General features: G+C 63.1%; 12 protein-coding genes. 6 read left to right on the forward strand and 6 right to left on the reverse strand.

The features are described 5' to 3' along the window. Nucleotides 1-14: 14 nt before the first annotated feature. From JS536_RS04245 to JS536_RS04255, 3 genes are read right to left on the reverse strand one after another with little or no spacing between them, the layout of a single operon-like run. The gene (locus JS536_RS04245; RefSeq protein ID WP_214355910.1) at nucleotides 15-1,679 is read right to left on the reverse strand and encodes a glycoside hydrolase family 43 protein; all 1,665 of its coding nucleotides are present in this window, start codon (nucleotides 1,677-1,679) and stop codon (nucleotides 15-17) included. Nucleotides 1,680-1,715: 36 nt separating this feature from the next. Then, on the reverse strand, nucleotides 1,716-3,944 hold the full coding sequence (locus JS536_RS04250) for an alpha-galactosidase (RefSeq protein WP_214355911.1): 2,229 nt from the start codon (nucleotides 3,942-3,944) through the stop codon (nucleotides 1,716-1,718). A gap of 38 nt (nucleotides 3,945-3,982) precedes the next feature. Beyond that, the gene (locus JS536_RS04255) at nucleotides 3,983-5,350 is read right to left on the reverse strand and encodes a glycosyl hydrolase family 28 protein (RefSeq protein WP_214355912.1); all 1,368 of its coding nucleotides are present in this window, start codon (nucleotides 5,348-5,350) and stop codon (nucleotides 3,983-3,985) included. Nucleotides 5,351-5,818: 468 nt separating this feature from the next. Here JS536_RS04255 and JS536_RS04260 point away from each other — a divergent pair, with 468 nt between their 5' ends. From JS536_RS04260 to JS536_RS04270, 4 genes are all read left to right on the forward strand, one after another. Further along, nucleotides 5,819-7,078 carry an MFS transporter gene (locus JS536_RS04260; protein WP_214355913.1) on the forward strand — a complete coding sequence of 420 codons (1,260 nt, stop codon included), beginning with the start codon at nucleotides 5,819-5,821 and terminating at the stop codon, nucleotides 7,076-7,078. A gap of 292 nt (nucleotides 7,079-7,370) precedes the next feature. Further along, on the forward strand, nucleotides 7,371-7,499 hold the full coding sequence (locus tag JS536_RS11960; RefSeq protein WP_274608213.1) for a hypothetical protein: 129 nt from the start codon (nucleotides 7,371-7,373) through the stop codon (nucleotides 7,497-7,499). A 526-nt stretch (nucleotides 7,500-8,025) separates the two neighbouring features. After that, on the forward strand, nucleotides 8,026-8,535 hold the full coding sequence (locus JS536_RS04265) for a MarR family transcriptional regulator (protein ID WP_214355914.1): 510 nt from the start codon (nucleotides 8,026-8,028) through the stop codon (nucleotides 8,533-8,535). Nucleotides 8,536-8,537: 2 nt separating this feature from the next. Further along, on the forward strand, nucleotides 8,538-9,185 hold the full coding sequence (locus JS536_RS04270; protein WP_214355915.1) for a DUF6198 family protein: 648 nt from the start codon (nucleotides 8,538-8,540) through the stop codon (nucleotides 9,183-9,185). Between the two features lie 15 nt (nucleotides 9,186-9,200). Here the strand turns inward: JS536_RS04270 and JS536_RS04275 are convergent, their stop codons facing one another. Further along, nucleotides 9,201-12,596, reverse strand: coding sequence for an FtsX-like permease family protein (locus JS536_RS04275; protein ID WP_240544255.1), 3,396 nt, complete (start codon nucleotides 12,594-12,596; stop codon nucleotides 9,201-9,203). A 2-nt stretch (nucleotides 12,597-12,598) separates the two neighbouring features. Beyond that, nucleotides 12,599-13,300: an ABC transporter ATP-binding protein gene (locus JS536_RS04280; protein WP_214355916.1), complete on the reverse strand. Its 702-nt coding sequence runs from the start codon at nucleotides 13,298-13,300 to the stop codon at nucleotides 12,599-12,601. Nucleotides 13,301-13,506: 206 nt separating this feature from the next. Between JS536_RS04280 and JS536_RS04285 the strand changes: the two genes are divergently transcribed. Beyond that, nucleotides 13,507-14,118: a TetR/AcrR family transcriptional regulator gene (locus tag JS536_RS04285; protein ID WP_214304832.1), complete on the forward strand. Its 612-nt coding sequence runs from the start codon at nucleotides 13,507-13,509 to the stop codon at nucleotides 14,116-14,118. Between the two features lie 98 nt (nucleotides 14,119-14,216). On the opposite strand, the gene JS536_RS04290 is transcribed toward JS536_RS04285, so the two are convergent. Continuing rightward, complete coding sequence (locus tag JS536_RS04290; RefSeq protein ID WP_214355917.1) at nucleotides 14,217-15,251, reverse strand: LacI family DNA-binding transcriptional regulator; 1,035 nt, start codon at nucleotides 15,249-15,251, stop codon at nucleotides 14,217-14,219. 311 nt (nucleotides 15,252-15,562) lie between these two features. On the opposite strand from JS536_RS04290, the gene JS536_RS11965 reads away from it, so the two are divergent. Next, a complete protein-coding gene (locus tag JS536_RS11965; RefSeq protein WP_274608213.1) occupies nucleotides 15,563-15,691 on the forward strand; it encodes a hypothetical protein in 129 nt (42 codons plus the stop codon). Nucleotides 15,692-15,803 lie beyond the last annotated feature (112 nt).

Below are 15,803 nucleotides of genomic sequence, written 5' to 3' on the forward strand. Positions count from 1 at the left end.
ACCAGTACCTACCGCTACTTCTCCTGGTAGTCGAAGTAGTGGAAGTCGGCGTACGACTTGTGGGCGTCGGTGTCCTGGGCGCAGATGCCCACCATGCCGCCGGTGAACGCGCAGCGGAAGGGGTTGCTGTGCTTCTCGAGGTAGTCGTCGCTGATGTGGTCGGCCGGCTGGTCGCCGCCGACGGCCTTCCACTCGGGGTTGTCACCATACATGGTCTCGCCCTGGGCAATGAAGAAGTTCGCCTTGTCGCGACGGACCTCCACCTTCAGACGCACCGGGCCATCCCCAAGCGGCACCAGTTCGGAGCCCTGCGTGAGGTTGCCGTGGTCGTTCTGCAGCACCTGCACCACGCGGCGGTCGGTGCCTTCGGAGTCGAAGGACACGTAGGCGTAGATCCAGTTGTCGGTGTCGTAGAACAGCACCAGACCGGCCTGCTGCTGGTAGTTCTTCGGGTCGAAGTCGAGCACGGTCTCGGCGTCGAAGTCGTAGGACTCCCAGCGACGGGCGAACAGGGACTGCTTGAACAGGGAGCACAGCGTCTGGCCGCCCTTGAGGCGCAGCCAGCCCGGGCGGGCGGTGAGCGAGTAGTCCTCCTCCGCCACGAGTGCGGTGCGCAGCGTCTTGAAGCTGGACGGGATCGACGGGTCAGTCACCGAGGTGAGCGGCGCGTTCTTCTGCACGTCCCAGTTGGCTTCGAACTCGACGCGCTCGGAATGGTCGGTGTTCTGCACCACGCCCTGGGAGCCCTTCGGCGCGGGCACTTCGAGCATCGGGATCACGGAGTCGTTGATCATGCGCGGCCAGCCGTCCTCGGTCCAGTAGATCTTCTGGATGCCGGTCTCACGGCCGAGCGTGCAGTTGCCGCGTTCGGTGAGCGGGCGGGCGCAGATCTGGGTGATGTACCATTCGTCGCCGATCTGCAGGAAGCAGCAGTGGCCGGACTTCTGCAGCGGGTTGGTCGGCTCGTCGCGCGTGGTCATGATCGGGGTGTACGGGCTGTCCTCGAACGGGCCTTCGAGGCTCTTGGCGCGGGCCACGGTGGCGGCGTGCATGTAGCCGGTGCCGCCGGCGGCGCACAGCAGGTAGTACCAGCCGTCCTTCTTGAGGATCTGCGGGGCCTCGCACACGCCGAGCTTGGTGCCCTTGTAGAAGTGCTTGCGTTCGCCGATGAGCTCCATGGTGTCCGGGTCGAACTCCTGGATTACGGTGCCGGAGAACAGCTGGTGGCCGGGGCGCGGGTCGTAGAGCATGTTGAGGAACCACTTGCGGCCGTCATCATCGTGGTAGATGGACGGGTCGAAGCCGGAGGCGGTCAGGAAGTGCGGTTCGCTCCACGGGCCGGTGATGGTGGGGGCGGTGATCACGTAGTTGAGCGTGTTCATGATCGGCCCGAAGGTCTTCACGTCCGTGTAGACGAGCCAGAACTTGCCGTCCGCGTAGCTCAGGTGCGGGGCCCACAGGGAGCCGGAGTTGTAGTTGCCGAGCAGGTTGACCTGGGATTCGCGGTTGACCGGGGCGGCGACCCACTCCCAGTTCACGAGGTCCTTGGAGTGGTAGATGTCGATGCCCGGCCACCATTCGAAGGTGGAGGTGGCGATGTAATAGTCGTCCCCGACGCGCAGGGCGCTGGAGTCCGGGTGGAAGCCCGGCAGGATCGGGTTCTTGATCATGGTGGTCATGGTATGTTCCTTCCCTATGTGTTCGAGGCGAATGATTTAGGCTTTGACTGCGGCGAAGAGGGCGGCCTGGGCGGGGTTGAGCTCAGGCGGGCGGATGCCGTAGGTGGTCAGGGCGCGGCCGGGCAGGACGATGCCCTGCTCGTTCCACCAGCCGAGCGGCGAGAAGCCCACGTTGGCGCCGGAGGCGTTAAGGTCGAGGTTCACAGCCAGCGGGTAGACGCGGTAGTTGGCGTCCGGGTCAAGTCCGGGCAGGTGCACGGGCGCGGTCGGGTACGTGCCGGAGGTGGTGAGCATCGTGTACCGGTAGATCGCGGCGGACTTGTCCGGCTTGACCATGCCGTCCACACGCACGGCGGGATCGCACTGGTCGGCGTGCACGCAGGTGTCCTGGGCGAACCATTCGCGGTGCTTCTTATATTCGGCGACCCACTCCCCCAGCTTGGCCAGCGCCTCGTCCGGCTCCTTGAGCAGGTTCCATTCGATGCCCATGTGGCCGAAGAAGGCCATGGCCATGCGCATCTCCTGGCTGGTGGCGCGATGGGTGGCGTAGGCGGGGCTGTGGCCGATGTGCTCGCCCATCATGCACGGCGGCACCACGAGCGAGGTGTAGCGCTGGGTGTCCTCGCGCTCGACCGGGTCCACGCAGTCGGAGGTCCACACGCGGCTGGCGTAACGCAGGATGCCGAGGTCCATGCGGCCGCCGCCGGAGGAGCAGCTTTCCATTTCGAGGCCGGGGTGGGCGGCCTTGAGGTCGTGCCAAATGCGGTAGACGGCGAGGGTCTGACCATGCACGGCCGGGCGGCCGGTGTACGGCGAAACGCCTTCGGTGACCTGCTTGTTGTGGTCCCACTTGATGTAGTCGATGCCGAGCTCGTTGACCAGGCCGTCGATGGAGTCGTAGATGTACCGATAGGCGTCCGGGTTGCTCAGGTCGAGCACCTGCTGGTGGCGGCCTTCCAGCGGCATGCGGTTGTCGGTGGGCTTCAGCACCCAGTCCGGGTGGGCACGGTACGTGTTGGAGTCCGGGTTGATCATCTCGGGCTCGAACCACAGGCCGAATTCCATGCCCTTGGCGTGCACGTAGTCGGCCAGGGCCGTGAGGGACTTCGGGCCGTCGGGCCAGACGTCCTGGGCGATCTGCCAGTCGCCGAGACCGGAGGTGTCGTCGCGGCGGGAGCCGAACCAGCCGTCGTCCACCACGTAGCGTTCCACGCCGGAGGCGGCGGCCTTGTCCGCCAGGGCCTTCAGGGTGTCGAAGTTGTGGTCGAAGAACACGGCCTCCCAGGTGTTGAGCATCACCGGGCGGGGCTTAGCGGTCAGTTCGGGGTGCAGGGAACGCACATAGGAGTGGAAGCGGGTGCCAATTTCGTTGAGGCCGTCGCCGTAGGCGCCGAACATCCACGGGGTGGCGTAGGACTCGCCCTTGGCCAGTGCGATTTCACCGGACAGCAGTACCTCGCCGCCGCCAATCAGGGCCTGCGTGTACGGCGTGCGCTCTGCGGACAGCAGCGAGTTGCCACTCCAAGCCACGTGCACGGCGTAGACGTCGCCGCGTTCGAAGCCGAATCCGGGTTCGCCGGCCGCGAGCAGCAGCGAGGCGTCGAAGTCCGGACGGCCCACCACGGAGACCTTCTCGATGCGTTCGACGGCGAGCAGACGACGCTGCGGCTGGCGTTCGCGCAGGTGGTGACCGGTGGTGGTGAGCATCTCGGTGGCGTTGGCAGGCAGGGCGAAGCCGAGTTCCAGCCTGTTCACCGCGAGCTCGCCGTCCTTGAGGTTGCGCACGGTGGCCTGCTGGCGGATGAGTCCGCCCGGCAGCAGTTCGGCGGTCCATTCAAGTCCGACGCCCTGTTCCTCGTCGGCGGCGTTGACGGTGACGGTCGGCACGGTCGCGTCCTTGATGCCGGCATCCTCATGGCTGTCGATGGCGATGCCGGTCACGGTGAACTTGCAGAACAGTTCCACGCCGTCGCGGGACACGTTGATGCGGGAGGCTCCCATCCAGCCCTCGGCCTGGGTGGGCAGGACGGACGGCCATGGCGTGTAGTCGAGAACGCCGGAGACGCACTGCGGGCGTACGGCGTCGTAGAGCGCGAGGGCGGCCTTCGGGTCGGCGAGGGGACGGCCCCAATGCACGAGGCGCGGCAGCTGATCGCCGGTGAAAGCCAAGGCAAACGCGGTGTTCGCTTCCCTCTGCTCGGCGTACACCACGCTGATGGTGGTGCCGTCCGAGCCGGCGCCTTCGAATCGTTCGATGGTGGACATGTGTGCTCCTTCGTATATGGAAATGTTGCCGATCGTCGTCACTCGGCGACGATGATGTCCGGGTCGGTCACGAAACGGGTGCCGTCGAACTTCGTGGCGGGGCGTTCGTCCGGGCGGATGGCCTTGAGACGGATGCCTTGGGCGTCGAGGCCGTCCACGTTGCGGATGTCCATGAACGCGGTGCGGGACCAGTCCGGCCAGTAATTCTCGCTGGACCTGACGTCCGGTTCGGCGAGCTTGTCCACGAGGCGCGGGTATTCGGACGGGATGTCGGATTCCTTGACGCCGCCGATGAAGGTGTAGCGGAGGTCGCGCAGGGTCACGTCTCTGATGGGGTGGCTTTCGGCCGCGTCGAAGCGTATGCCGGCGAACTTGGGCTGGCCCTGGATGTCGCTGCCGAAGCCGTGGTGGATGTTGGCCATCTCCTCGCTGTCAGTGACGGTGATGTTGGAGAAGGACAGACGCTCCAAGGTGCCGATCTCGGGCATGTGGTCGAGTTCCACGGAACTGCCCCAGCCATCCGGCTCGTAGCGGTTGTTGAGGATGACGAACAGTGGGCGGGTCACGTCGCGCATGGTGCAGTTGGAGACGGTGATGTCGGAGATGGAACCGCCTTCGGTGCATTCGATCTTGATGCCCTCACGCCAGATGCGGCTGAACGTGCAGTTGGAGACGGCCACGTCGTGGATGTCGCCGATGGACTTCAGCCCGATGCGGATGCCGCCGCACACGCTGGACAGCTCGCAGTTGGTGATGTGGTAGTCGTGGACCGGGTAGTCCTTGGAGCTGGACTGCAGGCAGATGTTGTCGTCGGTGCCCTGGATGTGGCAGTCGGAGATGTACACGTGCGAGGTGCCGTCGAAGTCGAGGCCGTCGCCGTTGGGCTTGCCGGAGTTGTGGATGTCGATGCCGTGGGCCCAGAAGTACTCGCTGTCCAGCAGCGCGCAGGTCCAGGATGAGGAGTCGACCATCTTGATGCCTTCGAGACGCACGTGGTTGCAGCGCAGCATGCGGAACATCATCGGACGGTAGTTGGAGCCCTCGTTCGGGAAGGCCTTGTTGTTGCCATTGATCTCGCCGTGGCCGATGATGGCGAAGTCGTGGGCGTCCTCGGCGTAGATGAAGCAGCGGTCGAGGTTATGCTCATTGCGGTAGCGCTGGTGGTGCACGCCTTCGGCCGCGTAGTCGGCGATGTTCGGGCTGGCCAGGAGGATGGTGGTGACGTCGATGTTGAGGGTCACGTTGGACTTGAGCCGGATGGTGCCGGACATGTAGGTGCCGCCCGCAAGGGTGACCATGCCGCCGCCGTTGTCGGCGCATGCGTCGATGGCTGCCTGGATGGCCTTGGCATTGTTGGTGACGCCGTCGGCGACGGCACCGTAATCACGGACATCATGGATGGTCATGGCTGCTTGTTCTTTCCTTATTGTCTTGTGCTGCCGCGCGCATCGTGTTCGGACGTCACCACATGGGCGCCGCGGACCGCTCCGTCACGGGGACGAGACGGCGATCGGCTCGTTCCCGCATGCGTTGCCGCACTGCTTGTTTGCTGCATTCAATGTAACATGTTTCCCTCATATTGTGAAACCAGTTACATGCAACACGCCGAGGTAACATTTTATCGATAACACATCACCGCCGGAGATTGTCGACAATGGATACCGTTGAAATTTCGCCATTTCTCAGCATACCCAGCATTGCGAAAACTTTTTCGCAGACCCTGCAACACGCCGTTAACGCTCACAAGATTTGCTCATCTGGATTTGTCGTCGTCAAAGATGATGTTACGATGTAACTAATTACAAAACCAAGCACGGCAGCTTGCCAAGGCATCGCGGCCATGCGTTTTTTCCTGAGGAGGGAGAAACACCACAATGAGTAATGCGGAATCCACCAAGACCATGGAGCCGAAAGACTCGGGCAAGTACCCGTGGCGTCCGGTCATCGGCCAGTTCTTCTGCACCATCGCCTTCTACGGCCCGTTCTTCGGCATCAGCGGCATCCTGCTGCCGGCCAAGATCGGCTTCATCGATCCGGCCAACAAGGTGAACCTCACCGCCACCGCCACCACGGTGACCCTGATCATCTCCGTGTTCGCAGGCATCATCTTCGGCGCCCTGTCTGATATGACCCGTTCCCGCTTCGGCGCCCGCACCCCGTGGCTCATCGGCACCTCCGTCGTCGCCACAGTCTGCCTCGTGATCTTCGCCATCAACGACAACACCGCCATCGCCATGGGCGCCTGGTTCATCTACACTGCGTGCTATAGCGCCATGATGTCCGCCGGCATGGCCTGGATGCATGATCTGATCCCCGAGAAGTACCGCGGCTCCGCGTCCTCCTCCTTCGGCATCGCCACTCAGATCGGCCTCAACGGCTTCCAGTCCCTGTGCTCCCTGTTCGTCGCCTCCGTGGGCGACGTGTCCAACGGCGTGTTCGTCACCTTGGTCATCGCCGATATCGCCATGATCATCGCCGTGATCGTCACCGCCGAGCCGTCCAACAAGGACGTTCCGCCGGTCAAGATGGACCTGTCCGCCTTCAAGCAGTTCCTGCCTCCGACCCACGCAGGCCGTGACTACTGGTTCGCCTGCCTCTCCCGTCTGCTCTACATGCTCCCTGGCGGCATCGGCACCTATCGTCTGTACACTCTGACCGACTGGATGCACACCTCCGCGGCTTCCGCCGCCAGCTGGATGGCGCTCATGTCCCTGCTGAGCCTGATCTTCGCCGTGCTCATGTCCGCCCTCTCCGGTCCGGTCTCCATGCTGTTCAAGGGCGGCATGAAGATCCCGGCTGCCGTCGGCATGTTCCTCGTCGGCGTTCCGTGCTGGCTGCCGCTCATCGTACAGACCCCGCTCATGTACACCATCTACGTGGCCCTCTCCGGCATCGGCGGCGGTCTGTTCATCGCCATCGACCAGTCCCTGATGACCTCCGTGCTGCCGAACCCGGACCAGGCCGCCAAGGATCTGTCCTTCATCAACGCCATGGGCACCGTCGGCCAGATGCTGGCCCCGCTGCTGGGCGCCTGGGTCTTCCACATGTTCGGCTACGCCGGCCTGTTCCCGATGGGCTTCATCGTGCTGACCCTCGGCGCGCTGTCCATCCTCGGCATGAAGAACGTGAAGTGATCCCCGCTCTTCGCTGATCTCTGACTACTACTCCTGCCCAAGGGGCGTGGCTCGTCATGGCCACGCCCCTTTTCCGTATTCCCCGCAACATTCGTAACTTGGGCGCAATGTTCTCGAACCGGTTCGATTGAGGCGGGAGTAGGAATGGCGGAATTCCGGGCGAAACGCCGATGACCGTACGGTAACTTGCGAAGGGGGATTCGCCGCGCTATTCTGAAACCGGTTTCAGAAAGAAGCCAAGCGGAAACAAGTTCAAGGCCCCAGGGCCTTGGCCCGACGAAAGGAACACATCATGTCCATCAAGGATTCCATGCTGCGCGGTCTCGCCATGTACGGTGTCAACTCCATGGCCCAGGCCGGCATGTCCAACTCCAAGGTGATGGCCGACATCATCAACGACGTCGACAAGAACGCCCGCTGAACCAACGGCCCTCACTGCCTAAAGCGCTTCCGATAGCGCTCCGAGAACGCATATGGCGGCGTTCCTCCTCCGACCGGATATGGTCGCATAACTGAAGATTCGATAATTCAACAGACCGGATCGCAATCCGGCGATAAGTGAATATATCGGACAACGACGTCCGCTTCATTCTTTTCCCGTGCGCATACGCACCACTACGGCACTCCCCCGGTCGGCCCCGCCGACAGCCCGCCCCGCAACGACGAACTCCGTTCACAGCCCATCGGCCCGGCTATCGCCTCGCACACTGCCTACAAACGGCCCTGCCGTTTGCTTCACGGCACTGTCCTCACAGAAGGGAGCCACGAAAACCTGAACACGGCAAACCCGTACACAGCAAGCCCGAGGGCATCGCGCACATTGCCACTCAAGGACCTGCCGTGGTTCGCTAGTCGAACAAATTAGTTTGCATGCAAACTATATGGCGATACGATGGAATCGAATCGCGGAACATACCCCGCGAAGACCATCATCGGAAGAAGACTCCATGCTGGACAATGAACTGCATTTCCTGCTGTTGCGGGCGTTCAATCACTCCAACCGGCGCATCGACGCGGCCATCAGACGCATCGGCCTGCTGCCCGGGCAACCGAAGATCCTCGAATGCCTCAACGAACAGGACGGCCGCACCGCGAAGGAGATCTGCGCCGAATGCATCCTCGACAAATCGACCATGACCGGTCTGCTCACCCGCATGGAGCACAAAGGCCTGGTCCGCCGCGAAGCCAGTGAGTCCGACCGTCGATCATATCTGGTGTTTCTCACCGATGAGGGTCGCGACTGCGCCGGGCGCGTGGCCGAAATCATGGCGGCCGCCGACACCACGGCCACGGACGGCATGAACGATGAGGAGCGGCAGTCGTTGCGTGAGGGGCTGCGGTGCATCATCGCGAATCTCGAACGGGCCGACGCCCGCGAACGCGCCGGTCAGGCGGCCTCCAACACCGAACCCCATCATGATGAGGTCCTCCACACCGCAGCCGGATCGGAGGCCTGACCATGCCATATTTCATCAAGCGCCTGGTCTCGATGCTCGCCGGACTTGCCATCGAATCCTTCGGCATCGCCCTCATCACCAAAAGCAACCTCGGTACCTCGCCGATTTCAAGCATCGCATGGGTGGTGACGCTCAGGTTCCCCTGGATCAGCTTCGGCGTCACCACGTTCGCGATGAACGCGATATTCGTGGCCATCGAGATCCTGCTGCTGCGCCGCGACTTCCATCCGGTGCAGTACCTGCAGCTGGCCGTCACGTTCTGGTTCGCGGCGACGCTCGACGTCAGCATGATGCTGCTCACCTGGTTCTCCCCCGCCGAATGGTGGCTGCGAGGCATCGGCCTGCTGCTGGGCACGGCGCTACTGGCGTTCGGCATCTGCATGGAGGTCTCCCCCAAGCTCATCATGGTGCCCGGCGAGGGCATCGTGCGCGCGTTCTCGATGGTGACCAAGGTGCGCTTCGGCACGGTCAAGGTCTGCTTCGACATCTCGCTGATCGTCATCGCCGGCGTGCTCTCGTTCCTCTTCTTCGGCCGGCTCAACGGCCTTGGCATCGGCACGATCATTGCCGCCGCGATCACCGGACTCATCGTGAATTTCTTCAACCGTCACATCCGCTTCGTCTCCTCCGTAGAGCCCGTGAACAGGTAGAGTACACCGCTCACGTCACTCCACGGACTTGAGGGCGGCGAGCATGTCCACGGTCCTGAGGCGCCGGTGGACCACCCAGCCGAGCGCGGCGAGCACCACGGCGATGAGCACGAGGGGTGCCACGAACGCGAGCCAGCCCAAGGCCGGGTCGAACATCACCTCGTCCGGCGGCACCTCGGTGATGATGTACCGGTGCAGTCCCGCACCGAACCCATAGCCGGCAAGGATGCCGAGCGCCGAGAGCACGATGGTTTCGCGGTAGATGTACATGGTGGTCTCGTTGGTGTGGAAGCCGAGCACCTTGATGGTGGACAGCTCGCGGATGCGTTCGGAGACATTCAGGTTCGTCAGGTTGTACAGGATCACCACGGCCAGCAGGCCGGCCACGAGGATGAGCACCTCCATGATCTGGTCGAGTGAGTCGACGATGGTGGCCACCTGGTTCTTCATCGTGGTGTTCTGCACCACTCCCCTGACCCCGTCGTTCTTCATGAACCGGGCGCCCTGTTTGCCGGCATTGGCGATGCTCGGGTCCTTGAGACACACCAGATAGGCGTTCGACTGGTAGTCCTCGCCGAATATGTGCTCGTAGCCGCCGGAGGACATGACCATGAAATGTCCGATGTACATTTCGGTCACGCCGTCCACGCGCACCTTGCGTTCGGCGCCCGTGGAGTCGGTGACGGCGATAGTGTCCCCCTCCTGCGCGCCGAGCATGTCCGCCATGCGTTCCGAGATGATGGCGCCGCGGTCGGTGAGCACCTGGGGCGCGTGCCCCGCACGCGAGCGCAGGGTGATGTAGTCGCCGAAATTGTAGGCGTCGTCGGTCACCAGCAGGGTGATGGACTGCTTGTCGTCCTCCTTGCCGGCCGTTTTGGTGAGCTCCTCGTAGCGGATCGGCATGGATTCGCTCACCGCGGACGACTTCATGGCCTTGGCCACGCTCGCGCGCTGCTCGTCGTTGTTGTCGGGTTTCTCGGCCACGATGAGGTCGTAGTGGATGAGTTCGCTGAACTGGCGTTCGCTGATCTGACCGATGGATGCCTGCACGCCGAGGCCCGCGGTCAGGAGCGAGACGGCGCCGGCCACGCCGAAGATGGTCATGAATCCGCGTGATTTGTAGCGGAACAGGTTGCGGGCGGTCACCTTGCGGGTGAAGTTCAGTCGGTTCCATAGGGGCGTGATTCGTTCGAGGAAGATCTTCGAGCCTTTGGCGGGAGGCTTCGGCAGGAGCAGTGCGGCCGGTTTCTCCTTCAGTTCGCGGGCGGCGGCCAACGTGGCGGGCACCACGGCACTGATCCATGCGGCCGCGAACGCCACCACGGTGATCACGGGGTGGAAGGCGAGCGCGATGCGCGGCATGGTGAAGCCGGTGCTGTAGGCGTGGTTCACGATGAGCGGCAGCAGCGTGTGTCCGGCCGCGACGCCGATGACGGTGCCGAGGGTGGATGCGGTGAACCCGTAGAACGTGAATTTCCTGAGTATGTCCTTGTTGTGGTAGCCGAGGGCCTTCAAGGTGCCGGAGTTGGTGCGTTCCTCGTCCACCATGCGTCCCATGGTGGTGAACGTGACGAGCGCGGCCACGAGGTAGAGGAACACGGGGAAGATCATCGCGAGTTTATTGACGATGCCGGCGATGATCTCGTAGACGCGGTAGCCTTCCGAGGTCAGTCCCTCGCGTCGGCCGTCGATGGAGTAGGCCGGCACTTCGAGCGTGTCCACTTTTTCGCGGGCGAGCCGTATCTGTCGTTCGGCGTCCTCGATCTTCCGTTCGGCTTCGGGCTTGGCGTCCTCGTATTCCTGCTTCTTGGCGTCGTACTCGTCCTCGGCCTTTTCGATTTGGCGTTGCCCTTCGATGAGCTGAGCCGCACCGCCCGACGCGGTTCCGGCGGCCTGGGAGACGGCCTGTCCGAGTTCGGACTGCTTGGAGGCGAGCTGTCTGCCGGCGTCCGCGAGCGCCGCCGCGTTCTTCTGGTATTCCGCGCTGCCCTGTTTGAGCTGCGAGGCGCCGTCCTGCCATTGCTGCAGGCCGTTCTGGTATTGTGCCAGCGCGTTGTTGTATTCGGCCACGGCATCGTTGTAGGCGTCGATGGCCTGCGCGTATTTGCCGGCGAGGTCACGGTACAGCGGACCGGTCAGGCCGGTGCTTTCCCATTGGGCCAGCAGCCGTCCGGTCTTGTCCAGCACGGGTTTGACGGCGTCGAGTACTGCGCGCGCCTGGTCGAGTTGGGTTTTGGCCTGGACCAGCTGTTGCCATGAGGAATCGAGCTGGCTTTGGCCTTGGGTGAGCTGTTGGGCTGCGGCCGCGAGTTGGGTCTGGGCGGAGGTGATGGTGGAGCCGGCGGAGGCGATCTGCGCCAGTCCGCCGGACAGTTCGGCGAGCGCGGCGGAGGCCTGTTCGGTGGCTTCGATCGAGCCGGAGGTGATCTGGTCCTTGCCGTCCTCGATCTGGGTTTTGGCGTCCGCGAGCTGTTGTTCGGCGTCCGCGAGCTGCTGCTTGGCGTCGTCCACCTGCTGCTGCGCCTTGTCGATCTGTGTGCGACGGTCCTCCTTGATGGAGGCGGCGCGCGCCTCGGGCTGGTTGGCCAGACGTTTGGTGAGCGTGTTCTTGTGGGCCTGCACGCGGTCGCGGTATTCGGCGGTCCAATAGTCCACATCCTGCGTGTCCGTGAAGGTCACGCGGCCGATCATGGCCACGTCGGAGTCGAAGGTGGTTGCGGGCACCACGGCGTATCCGTTGAGTTCGCCGCTGCCTGCGGTCGATTGGCCCATGTTGAGGTTGGATACGGCCTCGCTGGAGTTCACGAAGCCCACCACGGTGAATTTCGTATGGGTGAGGACGGTGTCGCCGGCGATGTCCGGCTGTTCGTCGATGGTGATGGTGCTGTCGACCGCGAACCGGTCGCGTTCCTTGGCGTCGAGCGCGATTTCGCCGTCTTTGGCCGGCAGCCGGCCTTCCACAACCTGGTAGGTGGAGACCGTGCGCGGCGTGGAGTAGATGCGCAGGCTGTGTTCGCTGCCGGCGATGGTCACGTCCTTGAAATAGCCGAATTCGGCCTGACGCACGCCGTCCGTGGTGCGGATGATGTCCTCGTCGTCCCGGGTCAGCCCGTAATCGCTGATGACGGTGACGTCCGCGAGGTTGTTGCCGCCGTAGAATTCGGTGCCGGTGATCTGCATGTCTGGCCCGGTGACGAACAGTCCCACGAGGGCGAACGAGCCCAATGCCATGAGACTCACGATGGAGATGAACCGTCCCTTGGTTTTGGACAGGGTGATGCGGATGTCCTTCCAGAGCATGCGTTTGCGCGGAGGGCCGTTGCGGTGTTTGCGTTTGGCCGCGCGGGTCCGCGCTCCAGCGCCCGGACCCTGCGATTCGTCCGGTTCGATGAAGTCCGTGAAATCGGTCATGTTCACCACTCCAGATCCTTGATGTCCATCGGATGCTCGTTCGTTTCGATGGATTTGACACGGGCGTCGTGCATGTGGATCACTCGGTCGGCGATGGGTGCGATGGCGGAATTGTGGGTCACGATGACCACGGTTGCGCCTTTTTCACGGCTCTGGCCCTGGAGTATCCGCAGCACCTGTTTGCCGGTGTTGTAGTCGAGCGCGCCGGTGGGTTCGTCGCACAGGAGGATCTTCGGGTTCTTGGCCACGGCGCGGGCGATGGCCACGCGCTGCTGTTCGCCACCGGAGAGCTGGGCCGGGAAGTTGTCGATGCGGTCCTTGAGGCCCACGTCGATGAGCGTTTGGACCGGGTCCTGCGCGTTCTTCACGATTTCGGAGGCGAGTTCGACGTTCTCCTTGGCGGTGAGGTTGGCCACGAGGTTGTAGAACTGGAAGACGAAGCCGATGTCGTAGCGGCGGTAGTCGGTGAGCTGGTGGGCGGTGTAGTTCGAGATGTCCTTGCCGTCGATAATGACCTGGCCCTCGCTGTTGGTGTCCATGCCGCCCAGGATGTTGAGCACGGTCGATTTGCCCGCGCCGGACGAGCCGAGGATGATGGCGAGTTCACCCTTCTCGATCCCGAAGCTGACGTCGTTGTTGGCCGTGATGGTGGTGCTTCCCATGTGGTAGCGCTTGAAGCTGTGGACCATTTCGATGTATGCCATGTTGGTGCATCCGTTTCCGTGCAGTACAACGCTGAATAAACAACGTGTTGATTTATTTGCATCGTAAAGCCACGGAAAAACGGGCGTCAATGACCACATTCGGGCAAAACGTCCAATCTGGACACCTTGGCGAAAAGTGGTGATTCGGGCTTTAAATCAACAACGTGTTGTTATGATGATGGAGGCATGACGCAAAGGAGGATCACATGGCCGGCAAACGCAACACCAAAACCGAGGCGAAGATCAAGGCGGCGTTCACGTCGCTCGTCCAAACCAAGGGCTTCGACTCGTTGACGGTCAGCGACATCGCCCGCACGGCCGGCATCAATCGCGGCACGTTCTATATGCATTACATCGACAAGTTCGACCTGCGCCAGCAGCTCATCGACGACGCCATCGACAATCTCACGCAGATCCTCATCGACAACGCCGACGGGGACGGGCAGGTGGTGACGGCGGACGGCAGGGCCATATGCGACGCCTTCAAGGAGGAGTCCATCGCCAAGGCGCTGCACTACGTCAAGGACGATTTCGCGTTCTTCGACGCGATCTCCCATTCCGGCAACGACATGCAGCTCTACGACCGCGTCAAGGCCGTGCTCAAGCGTCTCATCATCACGCAGGCGCAGCATTTCGGAGCCGAGCCGAAGACCAACTACAACGGCATCCCCGCGGATTATGCGATGGAGATCCTGGTCTCCGCCGTCTCCTCCATCATCTGGCTGTGGATCCGCCGCGGCTGCAAGGAGACGCCCGAGCAGATCTGCCGCATCATCGAGACCAACAAGACGACCGCCCCCATCGACGTGCTGTGGTGACCTCCCGCCACGCACGCCCATGCGCCCGCCGCGTACCATTGCGGTGAGATGCGGAAGCGATCCGCGGCGTCTCCGGTTCACGGCCGGAACGCCGCGGATCAGCGAATCGGCGAGGTTTCGGAGGCGCGCAGGCGCGGCTTGCCCTGGACCACTTCGACCTGGGGTTGCGGCGGCTCATGGCCGGCGCGCTTGGCGCGCACCTGGTCGTAGAGCATACGGAAGGCCCGCTCCCCCATCTCGTGGAAGTTCTGGGTGTAGCTGGTCAGCGGGGGCTCCCACATGGCGTCGAAGTCCATGTCGTCGAAGCCCACCACGCTCACGTCCTGCGGCACGCGCCGACCGGCCTCTCGGAGTCCCTTCATGACCGCGATGGCGATCTCGTCGCTGGCGGCGAACACGGCAGTCACGTCCTTGCGGCGCCCCAGGGCCTTGCCCGCGGCCACGGCCTTCCTGAGGTCGCCGGCCGGCACGAGAATCGGCTCCGGCACGTCGATGCCCCGCTCCTCAAGCGCATCACGCCAGCCGTTCGTACGGGAATTGTCGCCGGTCTCCCTGTCCCAGGCCACATGGAACACGGTGTCGTGCCCCAGATCCAGCAGATGCATGGTCATCCAGCGGCCGCCATCACGTTCGGCGTTGATGACCTGGTAGTCGCCATCGCCGAAGCCGCCACCCACCACCACCGTGGGGATGTCCTTGGGCAGGCATTTGAGCGCCTCGACGCCGGCCCATCCGTATTCGTACACGATGACGCCTGCCGGACGCACGGCCAGGCCCATGCGCACGCGGGCCTCAACCGAATCCATGTCCGACTCGTCCAGCGAGACGATGGTGACGAGGAACCGGCGTTTGCGCGCGGCGGCCTCCACGCCGTGATTGGTGGCGGAGGTGGAGAAGGCGTCCGGATTGGCGGCGAAGACCACCACCGAATCCATCTCCCGGTTGGACAGGGCGCGCGCCACCACGCTCGGCTCGTATCCGAGTTCCTTGATGGCCTCGGCGATGCGGCGGCGTTTGTCCTCGGTGACGTTCACGGTGCCGTTGAGGTAACGGGAGACGGTCGGCGCGGATACGCCGGCCAGCCTGGCCACGTCCTTGATGACCGGGCGTGCGCGCCCCGTGCTTTTCGCCATGTTCTCCCCTTTGAACCGTTACGATGTTTCTCTTTTCCCCAACAATAGGAAGACGGCGGCACAAGGGCGACGGCCGATGGTATCGCCGACAAAAGAACGCCCACATATCCCCCGTAACCCGACCGCAACAATCTCGAACCGGTTCGATTGAGGTGGGAGTAAGAACGGCGGAATTCCGGGCGAAACGCCGATGACCACACGGTCACTTGCGGGGGACGGTCCGCCGCGCTATTCTGAAACCGGTTTCAGAAAGAAGCCGAACAAAAAAGAGCTCAAGGCCCAGGGCCTTGGCCTAACGAAAGGAACACATCATGTCCATCAAGGATTCCATGCTGCGCGGTCTCGCCATGTACGGCGTCAACTCCATGGCCCAGGCCGGCATGTCCAACTCCAAGGTGATGGCCGACATCATCAACGACGTCGACAAGAACGCCCGCTGAACCAACGGCTTCGCCACGACGCCCAACATAGCGCCCTGAGATACGCCAAACGGCGTTCCTCCCCCGACCGGATATGGTCGCATAACTGAAGATTCGATAATTCAACAGACCG

The sequence above is a fragment of the Bifidobacterium sp. SO4 genome, assembly GCF_018555355.1.
Classification (GTDB): domain Bacteria; phylum Actinomycetota; class Actinomycetes; order Actinomycetales; family Bifidobacteriaceae; genus Bifidobacterium; species Bifidobacterium miconisargentati.